The following is a 13,620-nucleotide window of genomic DNA, read 5'->3' as shown; positions in this document are numbered from 1 at the left end:
AACGGTTCATCACAGAATGACACATCATTCCGCTTGTGATGACAGTATCATCGGTGGCGTGACGAAGCCATCGACGCGGGCCGAACGCCGTAAGGCCGAGCTACGCCAGGAGATCATCGACACCGCCTTCGTCTGCTTCGCCGAAAAGGGCTATCACTCGACCGGGATCGCCGATATCGCGGCGCAGCTCGGTATCGGCCACGGCACCTTCTACCGGTACTTCAACAATAAGCGCGACATCATCGACCATGTGATCGACGATCTGGCCGCCCGGATCATCGACGCGCTGGGCACCGATAACGCGCCCGATGCCGCGACCACCCTGGACCAGTACCGGGCGCAGATCGACCGCATCGGCGTCGCGCTCACCCGGATCCTCATCGAGGACCGCCGGGTGGCCCAGCTGCTGCTGTTCCACGCGCCCGGAATCGACGACGAACTCACCCAACGCCTCTACGGTCTGCTGGACACCGCCGACGCCCTGACCGCCGGGTATCTCGAGCACGGGGTGGATCTGGGCTACCTGCGAGCGGATCTCGACACGGCCAATACGGCGCGCGCGGTGACAGGGATGCTGCTGGCCGGTGTCGTGCACGGGTTGCGCGATCCGGACGAGAACGCCATCGCCGCACTGAACCAGGCGATCCGGCGGCTGCTGGTCGACGGCGTCCGGCGGGACTGACGCGGCGACGGTACGGCGACGCCGCCCGGTAGTGACCCTCTCGGCACTTACAGTGGAGGGATGTCGCCGTTGGACGAATGGCATCCGTCCAGCGTCGGGGACTGGAGCGAGGAACGTCGCCGGGCCCGGTTGCGAGAAACGCGCCTCGGGCACGGGTGGAAGACGTTGCGCCGCACCAGACTGGCGTTGTCGCGGGTGGCCGCACTGTTGTTGATCATCCTGGTCGCGTTCGCGCAGTACTGGGATCACGATGTCGAGCCGGAGCGCACGCGTCTCGCGTTGACCGAGCCCGCGCTGTTGCCGATCGCCGAACCGGCACATCCGGACAAACGGGATACCGCCGTGGTCGATCTGGTGGGACTCGGCAATCTCAACGCGAGCGATACGGCGGCCTCGCTTCCGGCTCTGCGGGAGATGGGCGCGGTGTGGGCGATCCGCTATGACAACCGCGGCATCGACACCGAGGTGATCGCCGATCTGATCATCCGCGCCGCGGTGATGTCGGGTGTGCGCAATATCGTGCTGACGGGGCACAGTATGGGCGGCGTGATCGCGCTGGAGGTCGCCGAGCACATTCACACCGGCAGTGATCGCAGGCTGGTCGGGGTGCTGCTGGATTGCACACCGCTGGACCTCGATTCGGTGCGCCCGGAGAGCCGGGGTCTCGGCGAGGATATGGTGCGCTGGATGGGCTGGCTGCCCGGAGCGCGGGAGAGCCGGGGGTTGCGCACCGCGGTGGAGACCTACGCGCGGCGCGATAGCTTCCTGGACCGTACCGGAGTGCCCGGGATCCGGTTGCACGACTTGCGTGCGTCGGTGGCGCAGGTCTTGCGGGACAAGATCTTCAACGAGGACGCCGCCAGCAACGGGCTGATCGAAGCGCAGTTCCTGGCGATCGTGGCGGGCGGCGCGACCGATAACCTGCGCGCGGTGGCCAGGCCCGCGCACGGCAAACCCCGGCCGGCCATTGTCTTCATCCGCCCGCACACCGCGAGCCGGGACCGGGTCGTCGACGTCGCGCACACGCAGCAGGTGCTGATCGACAAGGTCGGCGGAATCAATGGGAATCTGCTGGTGGTGAAGCCGCGCGGTACCGGCCATGCCAATCCGCGGCAGCGGCCCGCCGAGTACAACAAGGTGATCGCTCAGCAGGTGCTGCCGTTCGTGGAGCGGTACCAGGCGCGGATCAGCAGCGTGGCCGGCGCGGCTCCCGCCTGGCCTCGGTGACCATGCCGCGGGCTGTTGTCGGCAGGGGGTGCGGTTACAGGGCGGTGTCGGTCGGCGCGGCCGCGACCTGGGGGACGGGTCCGGTCAGGTATCGCTGGATCGTCGGTCCCAGCCAGTCGATGATCTCCTGTCCGGTCATCGCGACCAGCGGCGGAAATGCCAGCACGAAGCGGCACAGCGCCATGCCCAGGATCTGGGAGGCTGCCAGACCGGCGCGCATCGGCGCCTCCGCGGGGTCGTTGCCGGCCTTCGCGGCCACCGGCCCGAGTTGGGTCGCGAAAATCGATCTCATCCGGTCGGCCGCCGCAGTGTTGGTCACGCCCGCGCGCAGCAGGATCAGCAGGGTTTCATCTCGCTCCCAGCGGTCCAGGAAGTGAGCCACCAGGGCGGGACCGATCCGGTCGCGCGGAACCGCTGTCAGGTTCGGTAGTTCCAGATCGAACTCGGCCGCCGCCGCGAACAGCCGCTCCTTGTTGCCGTAGTACCGCATCACCATCGCCGGGTCGATATCGGCGTCGGATGCGATCGACCGGATGGTGGCCCGGTCGTACCCGTCGGCCGCGAAGCGCTCGCGCGCCGCGGCGAGGATGACTGCTTTCGTTTCCGTCGAGGACCTTCTCATGCCAACGATTGTAGGCCAACATCTGTTGACAACGGCCGGCAGGCCGCCATAGTCTTATGCCAACAAGTGTTGACCTACTGAGAGCGGGTAAGAGCAATGACGACCGAAATCGCAGATGTCCTGATCATCGGGGCGGGGCCGGTCGGCCTCACCGCCGCTGTCGTCCTGACGCAGCTCGGCCACGACGTCGTCATCGTCGACAGTCAGGCCGAGGGCGCGAACACCTCGCGCGCCGCCGTCGTCCACTCGCACACCCTCGAGCTGCTGGAGCCCTACGGAGTGACGCCGGCGCTGGTCGGCCGTGGGCTGCACACCCCCGACTTCACGATCCGCGACCGTGATCAGGTGCTGGTCGCCGTCCCGTTCGACAAGCTGCCCACCGACTACCCCTACACCTTGATGATCTCGCAGGCCGATACCGAGAAGTTCATCCTGCAACGGCTGACCGAACTCGGCGTAGCGGTGCGGCGGCCGGTCACCGTCACCACGGTCGTGCAGGACGCCGAGCTGGTCACCGCGACCCTGTCCGACGGGGAGCAGATCCGCGCCCGCTACCTCATCGGCGCCGACGGTCTGCACAGCGTGGTGCGAGAACAGGCCGGGATCGGATTCACCGGCGGAAGCTACGCCGAATCGTTCAGCCTGGCCGATATCCGGGTGTCCGGCGGGGTGCCCGAGGACGAGGTGATCCTGTACTTCTCGCCGGCCGGTCTGGTCGTCGTCGCGCCGCTGCCGGACGGGATGTACCGGATCGTGGCCACGGTGGACGAGGCGCCGCACGAGCCCGATATCGCCTTCTTGCAGAAACTCCTGGACGAACGCGGTCCGCAGGCGCACCCCGCGGTGGTCGAGGAAGTGGTGTGGGGTTCGCGCTTCCGGGTGCACCACCGCATCGCCGACAGCTTCCGGCAGGGCCGGATCCTGTTGGCCGGAGACGCCGCCCATGTGCACTCGCCGGCCGGTGGGCAGGGGATGAATCTGGGAATCGAGGACGCGGTCGCGGCCGGTACGGTCCTGTCCCGCGTGCTGCGGGGCGAGCCGGAGAGCCTGCTCGACGAGCATGCGGCGACCCGGCGCCGCAATACCGAGACCGTCCTCTCGACCGCCGGGCAGCTCACCCGGCTGGCCACCATGCCGGCCGCGGTGCGTCCCCTCCGCAATCTCGTCATGCGGCTCGCGGGCGGCACGTCCGTGGTGCGCAACAAGCTCTCCTGGCGGCTGTCCGGTCTCGACCGCCGCTGATCCCGGGACCCTCTCTCGCAAAAAGGAATACAACGATGGAAATCGTCAACGAGCAACTCGCTGTGAAGGTCCGCCTCACCACCCCCACCAGCTCGGGATTTCTACTCCTGGCCGCCGAGATCGGCGGCGGGGCCGGACCGTTCGCGCTGCCGTCCCGCGCGCACCGCGAACCCGCTCGCGAGCGCCGAGCCGATGGCGCCGTCCGCCCCGCCCGGGGCACTCGCGGCGGGCGCTACCCTTCCGTGTCCGCTACATCCGCGGGTTCGTCGTCGGGACGGGTGAGTGGAAGCCACACCGTGAAACGGGTATCCCCGGGACGCGAATCGACCCGGATGTCTCCACCGTGTTTGTCGACCACGATCCGGAACGAGATATCGAGACCGAGCCCGGTGCCCTCACCGACGGGCTTGGTGGTGAAGAACGGCTCGAAGACACGTCCCTGTACCTCCCCGGGGACACCCGGGCCGGTGTCCCCGACGACCACCACCGCGCAGTCGTTCTCCAGCCGGGTGCTCAGCGTCAATGTGCCGCGACCGTCCATCGCGTACACCGCGTTGTCGATCAGATTCGTCCACACCTGATTGAGTTCGGCGGCATAGCAGGGGACCGCGGGCAGCGAGCGGTCGTAATCCTTCACGACCTCGATCGAATCGCCGATCTTGCGGCTGAGCATCACCAGTGTGCTGTCCAGCAGTTCGTGCAGATCCACCACCTGGAACGGGGCCCGGTCCATCTGCGAATACTGCTTGGCCGCGTCGACCAGGGTGGAGATCCGAGTCGTGGAGTCGGCGATCTCGTTCATCAGCAGTTCGGTCTCGATGGTGTAGTTCAGCCATCGGAAGGCGCCCTCGAGAACCGGCGGCGGACAGCCTTCCAGGGTGGCGGCCACCCGCTCCAGCCAGTCCGTATCGAACCCGGCCTGAACGTAATTCGGGGCGAGTTCCCAGCCGTCGCGCACCCCGTGTTCGTCGAGCCAGTCACCGAGCAGGTCTTCCCGGTCCGCGGCCTCCATCGGAGACAGGTCCGGCGCCTTGGCGACTTGGGCGGCCGCCTCCTCCTGCAACCGGACCAGGGTCTCCAGGACCGCGGTATCGAATTTGCCCTGCGCCATCATGGCCAGCTTGTGCCGCATGCCGGCGATCCGGTCACGCAGACCCGAGGTCGCCCGGACCGCGGCAGCGGCCGGATTGTTGAGCTCGTGGGTCAGCCCTGCCGACAGTGAACCGAGCGCGAGCAGCCGTTCCCGCTGGGCGATACGGGCATTGGTGTTGCGATTGCCGAAGAACGCGCCCTCGAGCAGATGGACGGCCATCGGGAACCACGCGTGCATCATGCGGGAAAAGGTCTGCGCGTCCAGCACGTAGAAGCGCGACGGACGGGTCACGTACAGCGACGTGCTGTACTGCGTTTCGGCGCGTTCGCCCAGATAGGCCGTCCACGCGCCGGCGTAGGTGCCGCGATGGTCGGTGAGCGACATCTCGATCTCCCGGCCTCCGGACAATTTGGTGAGCCGTACCTCGCCGTCCATCAGGACGTAGAAGCAGGTCGCCGGATCGCCCTCCTGATAGACAGGGCCCGGTTCGAGATGTTCGATGCGGCCGTCGGCGCACAACCAGGCGAGCTGCTCGTCGTCGAGTTTCTCGAACAGGAACAGCGTCCGCAGTTCGATGGGGTCACAGATACTCATCGGTCGGCCTCCCTATGCCAGATAGCGGTGCACGAGCATGACGGCCATGGCGCCCTCGCCGACGGCCGAGGCCACCCGTTTGGCGGATTCGGCGTGCACGTCACCGGCGACGAACACGCCCGGCACGCTGGTCTCCAGATGGTGCGGCGGCCGGGACAGCTCCCAGCCCGCCGGGCGGTCGCCGTCGACGAGCAGATCCGGGCCTGCCAGGACATACCCGGCCGGGTCGCGGTGCACCACGCCGTCGAGCCACTCGGTCTGCGGCGCGGCGCCGATGAACAGGAACAGCCGTTCGGTGGCCGCTTTCTCCTCGGCTCCGGTCCGGTTGTCGCGCAACACCAGTGTGTGCAGGTGGTCCGCGCCGTCGACCGCGACCACCTCGGTCTCGGTGTGCACCTTGATGGTGTGAACCTGCGCGATCTGCTGGACCAGATAGTGCGACATCGACGTGTCCAGTGCGTCACCGCGGACCACCAGATGCACGGTGCGCGCGTTGCGGGACAGGAACATCGCCGCCTGGCCCGCCGAATTGGCCCCACCGACGATATAGACGTCGTGTCCGGCGCATTCGGCGGCCTCGGTCATCGCCGAGCCGTAGTAGACCCCGCGACCGGTGTACTCGTCCACCCCCGGTGCGGGATGGCGCCGGTAGTCCACGCCGGTCGCGATGATGACCGTATGGCCCGACAATGCGCCGCCGTCGGCGAAACGGACGGTACGCGCCGACCCGTTGACCTCCAGCGCGACCACCTCACGAGTGGTGATCACTTCCGCGCCGAACTTCGCCGCCTGCCGGCGAGCCCGATCGGCCAATTGCGCACCCGACAGGCCGTCCGGGAATCCCAGGTAGTTCTCGATCCGCGAACTCTGACCCGCCTGGCCACCCGTGGCGGTGCGTTCGACCAGCACGGTCCGCAGTCCCTCGGAGGCGCCGTACACCGCGGCGCCGAGACCGGCCGGGCCGCCACCGACGACGACGAGATCGTAGAAGTCCCCGGCCGGCTCCGTGCTGAGCCCCACGCTTTCGGCCAGCTCACCGTCGGTGGGCTGGACCAGCGCCTGTCCGCCCTCGGTGATCACCACCGGGCAACGCCGCGGATCGGCGCCGGCGGCCTCGAGTAGTCGCGCGCCCTCGGGTTCCTCGGCGAGGAACCAGCGGTAGGGCAGCTGGTTGCGCGCGAGGAACTCCCTGACCTGGGAGGAACGCGGCGACCACCGGTTGCCGATCACCTTGGTTCCGTGCACCGGCCGGTGCTCACTACTGCGCCAGGCGTCCAGCAGAGTGTCCAGTACCGGGTAGAGCTTCTCCTCCGGCGGATCCCAGGGTTTGAGCAGGTAGTGGTCCAGATCGACGACATTGATCGCGTCGATGGCCGCAGTGGTGTCGGCGTAGGCGGTGAGCAGCACCCGGCGTGCGTAGGGGTGCAGGTCCATGGCCTGTTCGAGGAATTCAATCCCGTCCATACCCGGCATCCGGAAATCCGCGATCAGTACCGCGACGGGCTGGCCGCGCAACTTCATCTCGCGCAAGGCCTCCAGTGCCTGCGCCCCCGACTCGGCGCGCAGGATCCGATAATCGGCGCCGTAACGACGCCGCAGATCGCGGACCACGGCCCGGGATACGCCCGGATCGTCGTCGACGCTGAGGATGGCGGGCTTGGCGACAGCGGGGGAACTCACCCAACGAGTATGGCGCGTCCGCACGTCAGGGAGCTGCTCCGGTGGCGGGCAGCGCACCCGGTTCGCTCGGGATCTCCCGCTGAGCGGGGTGTGTGCGGGGCTCCGCCCTCGGCGCCGCTCGGCCTGCCCTCGACAGAGCCGGTCGTTGCGGGCGGGGGTGGGCGACGTTGCCGCCGGTGCGATCGCGAGGGATTTCTCCGGGCTCCCTGACCGTCCGGCCGTGTTGCCGAGCGCCGAATACGGACCGGATGCTCGCCTTCTACCTCGGCGAATGAACCGGCGTCGCAGGATCACGCGCTGGAGGTTTGCGGAATAGTTATCCGGCGCGCCTGTTTGACAACCACCCTGCCGGGTAGTTGCCCCGATGTAGCTGATCGGGTGTTCCCGTCGGGAAACCGGACCCGCTACGAGGTGGGTGCAGCGTCGCGCTCGATTCGATATCGCGTGGAGCCGGGAGCGACGGGCACGCCGAGCGATGAGGCGGCGGGTCGCCGTCCGGACTGCGATCGGAGATGAGCCGGAAGAGGCCGGGACCGCCTTCGCTCGGTCGGCCGACCACGTATCGGACGAGAAATGAGGAATGAACATGGCTCAGCATGTGGAAGATCTGATCGGCGACGCGGTGTACGACCTCGGCGGCGCCAGGATCGGCAAGGTCAAACGGGTCTACGTCGACAACAGCTCCGGCGCGCCGACGTGGGCCTCGGTGAGCACGGGAATGTTCAGCGAAGACTCCCTGGTGCCGCTCGCCGGCGCCCAGTTACGAGAGGACGCGACCGAGGTACAGGTGCGGGTACGCAAGGACGCGGTGAAGTCCGCGCCGCACCTGGCGCACGACGGGCTGATCACTCAGGATTCCGAGAACGAATTGTTCGTCCACTACGGCATCGATCCCAACCGCGCCGGCTGGGACGATTACGGCCGCCACGCCGGGCAGCCCGACCTCGGCGAGACACGGGCGGCCGGTCTCACGGGTGCCGCCGGCACCGCGACCCCGAAGACCACGACTCCGAAGCCCACGACCCCGATGGCGGCGGCCCCGGATACCCATGCGATGCGCGACCGCGTGGACTTCCTCGTCCGGTCGGAGGAACGCCTGAACATCGGCACCGAGGAGATGGAGTCCGGGCGCGCGCGGCTGCACAAATACGTGGTCACCGAGGAGCAGACGATCACGGTGCCGACGAGCCACGAAGAAGTGCATATCGAACGCGAACCGATCACCGATCCGGCGGCCGTGCCCACCGACTGGGGCGAACAGGAGCGGGAGGTCACCCTGCACGAGGAACGCGTCACCGTGGAGAAGGAGACGGTCCCGGTCGAACGGGTCCGGATGGTCGTCGACAGGGTCGAAGGCGAGCAGACGGTCACCGAGACGGTTCGCAAGGAGCGGATCGACATCGAGGGTGCGGATCGCGGCGACACCCGCCGCTGAACCCGCGCGACGGTGGGTCCGGGCTCGGGTCGGGTCCGGACCCGCCGGCGGCCGTGCTCATCCGTTCCGGACCTGCTCAGCCCGTCAACCGCGGGACCGCGAGAACGCGCCGGTGATATGTATCCCCGGCAGGAGGTCGAGTTCGGCGAAGATGGTGCCGACGCGCTTCTCCCACTGCCAGTTCCGAGACGGCGGGCGCGCGGGTGGCGCTGTCGGTCAGCCGTCCGCCGGCCGCGGCGCCCACCGTCGGGTTCCGTGGCCGGTCGCCCAGCCGCGCGATTTCGGTCGGCATCGTGGCGGACCCGCGAGCAGTCGGTTCGGCGGGCCGCTCCCGGCAGCCCATCTGTCGGTGCCGGATCGATCGAGCGCGGGCGTATTCGATGGGTTCGGGCCGGGTCGAGGTGAGGAGTCGTCGTCATGCGTTGTGTCGTATTCGGGGCCACCGGGTACCTCGGCGGTCGCCTGGTGCCGGAGCTGCTGCGGGCTGGTCACTCCGTGCGTGTGCTCGCGCGCACGCCCGGCAAACTGGCCGACGCTCCGTGGCGGGATCAGGTGGATATCGTGCGCGGTGATGTGACGGTCGCCGACGATGTCCGTACGGCGCTGGCGGGCCGGGAGGTCCTCTATTACCTGGTGCACTCGTTGACGCGCTCCGATTTCGACACGGTGGACCGGGATGCGGCGACGATCGTCGCCCGGGAAGCCGATACCGCGGGCCTCGATCGAATCGTCTACCTCGGTGGCATCGCCCCCGCCGGACAGCAGCTGTCGCGGCATCTGTCCTCGCGTGCGGAAGTCGGCCGGATCCTGCTCGACGGCGCCGTTCCCGCCCTCGTCCTGCAGGCGGCGGTGGTGATCGGGTCCGGTTCGGCCAGTTTCGAGATGCTGCGCTACCTCACCGAACGGCTGCCGATGATGGTGACACCGCGCTGGGTGCGCTCGCGCATCCAGCCGATCGCCGTGCGCGACGTGCTGTACTACCTGACCCGCGCCGCGGACCTGCCCGCCGCTGTGGACGGCGCGTTCGATATCGGCGGACCGGATGTCCTCACCTACGAGCAGATGATGCGCATGTACGCGGAGGTGGCCGGTCTGCCGCGCCGGATCATCGTGCCGGTGCCGGTGCTGACACCGTGGTTGTCGGCGCAGTGGGTGAATCTGGTGACGCCGGTGCCCAAGGCGATCGCCGTGCCGCTGATGGAGTCGCTGGTGCACGACGTCGTATGCGGTGAGCACACCATCGCGGCTCATATTCCCGACCCCGACGGCGGTCTCACCGGCTGCCGGCGGGCGGTGGAACTGGCGCTGGCCAAGATCCGGGATCTGGATGTGCCGACGCGGTGGTCGGACGCGGGGCCCGAACCGTCGGAGCCGCTGTCCACCGACCCGGAATGGTCGGGCGGGTCGCTGTACCAGGATGTCCGAGAACGCCGGACGCTCGCCGATCCGGCCGCGCTGTGGGCGGTGATCGAGTCCATCGGCGGCGAGCACGGTTGGTACTCGTTCCCGCTGGCCTGGTCGTTGCGCGGATGGCTCGACCGGCTCGCCGGCGGCGCCGGGCTGCGCCGGGGCCGGCGCGATCCGCACCGGCTGCACGAAGGCGAAGCGCTGGACTGGTGGCGGGTGGAGCGGATCGAGCGCCCCACGCTGCTGCGACTGCGCGCCGAGATGCGAGTTCCGGGTCGCGCCTGGCTCGAGCTGTGCGTGCGCTCCGCAGACGGGCGGCCCGGCGCGACCTACCACCAGCGCGCGGTGTTCGAGCCGCACGGGTTGGCCGGCCATCTGTACTGGAAGTCGATCGTGCCGTTCCATGCGCTGATATTCGGTGGCATGACCCGCAACATCACCGGCGCGGCGGAGACCACGAGCAGCGTCCCCGGTGGATCCCATCGCGTCCGGCGGACCCCGCTGCGGGTCCTGCGGCGCAGGCTCGGCCGGTCCGCACGCTGATATCGCGCCCGGCGCGCGCCCGCTCGCTGCGCGCAGTGTCGGAGGCCGTCGTTACTCTCGCTGTATGTCGCTGGCATGGTTGCGTTCCAACGCCGTCGCCTGGTCGCTGCCGCGCAGCACGGGCTCACTCGCGGGCGCCCTTGCCGAGCTCGAGTTCGTGCAGGCCGACCCCATTCGCGCGCCCGCCCGCGCGCAGGACCTCATCCTGCGTCACCGAGTGCGCGGATACCGGGCCGGCGACCTCGAGCGCAGATACCCCGAACTCGATCTCGACGAGGACTTCGTCTACGCCTACGGCTACATCGTGAACCGCCTGCGCCCCTACCTGCACCCGCGCCACCATCCGCGTGGTGGCGACGGCGGATTCCCGCACGACACGCACACCGCCGAAGTGCTGGATTTCGTCCGGGAACGTGCCGTGGTGCACCCGCGGGACCTCCAGGCGCATTTCGGCCATCGGGGAGTGGTGAACGCCTGGGGCGGAACATCGTCGGCGACCACCGTCCTGCTCGAGGAACTGCATCGGTACGGGTTGCTGCGGGTGGCCGACCGGGTTTCGGGAATCCGACGGTACGAGCTGGCACCGCGCCTGGAAGAAGTGCTGGATCCCGGTGATCGCCGCCGGGCGTTGGCGCTGCGGGTGGCCCGCACGCTCGCCCCCGCGACGGAATCGACCCTCACCGCCACGGTCAATCGTGTGGTGCGCCGGATCGACGGTGTGACCGGATCCGCGACGATCCGCGAGCTGCTTGCCGACGGCCGCCTATCGGCGATCACCGTCGACGGCGTCCGATACCTGTGGCCCTCGGATCTGGCGCCCACCGACAGCGCGCCGCCGGCGCGGGTGCGGTTCCTCGCACCTTTCGATCCGCTCGTCTGGGATCGGAAGCGGTTCGGCCTGATCTGGGGATGGGACTACCGTTTCGAGGCCTACACTCCCGTCGCGAAGCGGATCCGTGGCTACTACGCGATGCCGATGCTGTGGCGTGATCGGGTGATCGGCTGGGCGAACTGCGCCGGTCCGGGCAGTGAGGTCGAGGTCGGCTTCGTGGACGGTGCCCCGAAAGGCCGTGCCTTCGCCACCGCCCTCGACGCCGAAATCGGAAGACTGCGGACGTTTCTGGGACCGGGCTGATTTCCGGGTGTTCGGCACAGCGGAGGGCGGCGTAACCATCGCACCTGCCCCCACACCTCGAAACAGTGTTGCGAGGGGGCCGTCACTGCGAGAAGAGTGCCAGGTAGCCGGCGAGCCCGAACCCGCATACTGCGACGCCGACCCGCATCAAGGTCGGCGGCAGGCGGGCGACCACCGGGGGGCCGTACCATCCGCCGGCGAAGGCGCCCAGGCCCATGCCCACGGCGGCGAGCCAGTGGACGGGCCCGAAGGCGGCGAATCCGATCGCGGCCACCAGGTTGGCGACCCCGGTCAGCACGCTCTTGAGGATGCTGGCCCGCCAGATCGTCTCGGAGGTGCACACCAGGATCAGGGCGAGGAACATGACCCCGACTCCCGCTCCGAAGTAGCCGCCGTAGAGCGCGACAACGGCGGTGGCGAGGGGATACAGCCGGGGGAAGGTCCTGCCGCCGGCGAGTTCGCGCAGTTTCGGCTGGAGTAGCAGGCTCGCCGACGCCGCGGCGATGAGGAAGGGGACGACGACGGCGAAAACCTCGGCGGAGGTCGTCAGGAGCAGGGCCGCACCGGCGAGGCCCCCGGCGGCGGCGCAGGCAGCGTGCAGCAGCAGTGCCCGGGAATTGTCGCTGACCGCCGCACCTGCCTTCGCGGTCGATCCGGCGCCGACGGCGACCATCGCGACGGTATTGGTCACGTTCGCCGAGACCGGGGACAGACCGACGGCGAGCAGGGCCGGATAGGAGATCAGCGACGCCATCCCGGTGACGTAACCGACGAGTCCGGCGAAGAACCCGGCGACCGTGACCAGGCAGAAGGTGAGCACGGTCACGCTTGTATCTCCTGAGGTGGGCTGGATGCCGACGGGTCGCGCCGTCGCCGCGGGTGTTCCAGCCACTTCGGCGCCGTTGCCGAATCGTGCCGGTACGATCTGCCGCAGCATAACGGGCGTACTGGTCAGCCGATCACGCGGCTGTCTCCGGCGTCAGCTGCACCAGCAGCGCGCCGATGAGCAGGATCGCCGACCCGGCCAATTGCGCCGGACCGAGGGTCTGGCCGAGCAGTAACCAGGCCAGCCCGGCGGCGACCAGCGGTTCCACCATGGCCAGTGCACTGGCCATGGTGGAGGACAGAGTGCGCAGCGCCCGTAGTCCGGCCAGGTAGGGCAGCGCGGTGCCGGCTACGGCCAACACCAGCAGCAGCGACCATGCCGGGGCGTGGAAGCCGCCGAGTTCCGCGGTGGCGGTGAGCAGCGCCGGGGACAGTGTCCAGGGCGGGCTCACGGCGACCACCACCACCGCGCCGATCGTCAGGCCGGCCGCGGTCAGCCCGAATGAGTCGTGCCTGCTCGCGCCGTGCTCGCCGAGCAGAAAGTAGCCGGCCGAGCACACCGCCGCGCCCAGCCCGGCGGCGATGCCCAGCGGGTCCGGTCGGGCGCTCTGCCAGAGCTGCGCGACCAGGACCAACCCGGCCACGGCCAGTCCGATACCGAGCCACGCTTGCCCGGGTAGCCGGGTGCCCCGCACTACCCGCAGCCACAGGGCTACCAGTGCCGGCGCCAGGTTGACCAGCACCATGGCCGCCCCGACCGGGACCCGTGCCACGGCCACGAAGAAGAAGAGCTGCACGCCGGCGACACCGAGGAGACCGTAACCGAGCAGCGGCCAGAGGTCGGTGCGCCGGAATCGCAGGGCCCGTGGCCGGACGATCACGATCGCCGGCGCCAACAGGACCGCGGCCAGCGCGATCCGCGCCGAGGTCACCGCGGCCGCGGACCAGCCTGCCTCCATCACCGCCTTCGCCAGTGGGCCGGAACTCGCGAACAGCACCCATGAGGTCAGGCTCAGCCCCGTCGCCCGGGGCCGGCTCGGCGCCTGCGCAGTCTGCTCCGATACCGCCACATAAGGCAATATGCCCACGGGATCGCCGCTCTGGCCACTGGTTTTCGGGCACCCCGGGAGAACTC

General features: G+C 69.0%; 11 protein-coding genes. 6 read left to right on the top strand and 5 right to left on the bottom strand.

Translation table 11 applies throughout. The features are described from left to right. The first annotated feature begins 16 nt into the window (after window positions 1-16). On the top strand, window positions 17-682 hold the full coding sequence (locus tag OG804_RS08195) for a TetR/AcrR family transcriptional regulator (protein ID WP_328395518.1): 666 nt from the start codon (window positions 17-19) through the stop codon (window positions 680-682). Window positions 683-742: 60 nt separating this feature from the next. Continuing rightward, on the top strand, window positions 743-1,909 hold the full coding sequence (locus OG804_RS08190) for an alpha/beta hydrolase (RefSeq protein WP_328395516.1): 1,167 nt from the start codon (window positions 743-745) through the stop codon (window positions 1,907-1,909). Between the two features lie 34 nt (window positions 1,910-1,943). Here OG804_RS08190 and OG804_RS08185 read toward each other — a convergent pair whose 3' ends face one another. Next, window positions 1,944-2,531 (bottom strand): TetR/AcrR family transcriptional regulator, encoded by a 588-nt coding sequence (locus OG804_RS08185; RefSeq protein WP_328395514.1) that lies wholly within the window; start codon window positions 2,529-2,531, stop codon window positions 1,944-1,946. A 96-nt stretch (window positions 2,532-2,627) separates the two neighbouring features. On the opposite strand from OG804_RS08185, the gene OG804_RS08180 reads away from it, so the two are divergent. Further along, on the top strand, window positions 2,628-3,773 hold the full coding sequence (locus OG804_RS08180) for an FAD-dependent oxidoreductase (RefSeq protein ID WP_328395512.1): 1,146 nt from the start codon (window positions 2,628-2,630) through the stop codon (window positions 3,771-3,773). 232 nt (window positions 3,774-4,005) lie between these two features. Here OG804_RS08180 and OG804_RS08175 read toward each other — a convergent pair whose 3' ends face one another. Together OG804_RS08175 and OG804_RS08170 are read right to left on the bottom strand one after the other, a co-directional pair. Further along, the gene (locus OG804_RS08175) at window positions 4,006-5,460 is read right to left on the bottom strand and encodes an ATP-binding protein (protein ID WP_328395510.1); all 1,455 of its coding nucleotides are present in this window, start codon (window positions 5,458-5,460) and stop codon (window positions 4,006-4,008) included. A 12-nt stretch (window positions 5,461-5,472) separates the two neighbouring features. After that, the gene (locus tag OG804_RS08170; RefSeq protein WP_328395508.1) at window positions 5,473-7,140 is read right to left on the bottom strand and encodes an FAD-dependent oxidoreductase; all 1,668 of its coding nucleotides are present in this window, start codon (window positions 7,138-7,140) and stop codon (window positions 5,473-5,475) included. A 586-nt stretch (window positions 7,141-7,726) separates the two neighbouring features. On the opposite strand from OG804_RS08170, the gene OG804_RS08165 reads away from it, so the two are divergent. The 3 genes from OG804_RS08165 (at window position 7,727) to OG804_RS08155 (ending at window position 11,660) form a co-directional block, all read left to right on the top strand. Continuing rightward, window positions 7,727-8,575, top strand: a complete 849-nt coding sequence (locus OG804_RS08165; RefSeq protein ID WP_328395506.1) for a PRC and DUF2382 domain-containing protein — start codon at window positions 7,727-7,729, stop codon at window positions 8,573-8,575. Window positions 8,576-8,992: 417 nt separating this feature from the next. Beyond that, window positions 8,993-10,525: an SDR family oxidoreductase gene (locus tag OG804_RS08160; RefSeq protein ID WP_328395504.1), complete on the top strand. Its 1,533-nt coding sequence runs from the start codon at window positions 8,993-8,995 to the stop codon at window positions 10,523-10,525. 64 nt (window positions 10,526-10,589) lie between these two features. Then, the gene (locus OG804_RS08155) at window positions 10,590-11,660 is read left to right on the top strand and encodes a DNA glycosylase AlkZ-like family protein (protein WP_328395502.1); all 1,071 of its coding nucleotides are present in this window, start codon (window positions 10,590-10,592) and stop codon (window positions 11,658-11,660) included. Between the two features lie 82 nt (window positions 11,661-11,742). On the opposite strand, the gene OG804_RS08150 is transcribed toward OG804_RS08155, so the two are convergent. Next, the gene (locus tag OG804_RS08150) at window positions 11,743-12,486 is read right to left on the bottom strand and encodes a sulfite exporter TauE/SafE family protein (RefSeq protein ID WP_328395500.1); all 744 of its coding nucleotides are present in this window, start codon (window positions 12,484-12,486) and stop codon (window positions 11,743-11,745) included. A 133-nt stretch (window positions 12,487-12,619) separates the two neighbouring features. Next, on the bottom strand, window positions 12,620-13,555 hold the full coding sequence (locus OG804_RS08145; protein ID WP_328395498.1) for an EamA family transporter: 936 nt from the start codon (window positions 13,553-13,555) through the stop codon (window positions 12,620-12,622). Between the last annotated feature and the right edge of the window lie 65 nt (window positions 13,556-13,620).

Origin of the sequence: Nocardia sp. NBC_00416 (genome assembly GCF_036032445.1) — a bacterium.
Lineage (GTDB): Bacteria > Actinomycetota > Actinomycetes > Mycobacteriales > Mycobacteriaceae > Nocardia.
The sequence above is the reverse complement of the archived record's forward strand: the minus strand, read 5'-3'. Positions and strand labels throughout refer to the sequence as shown.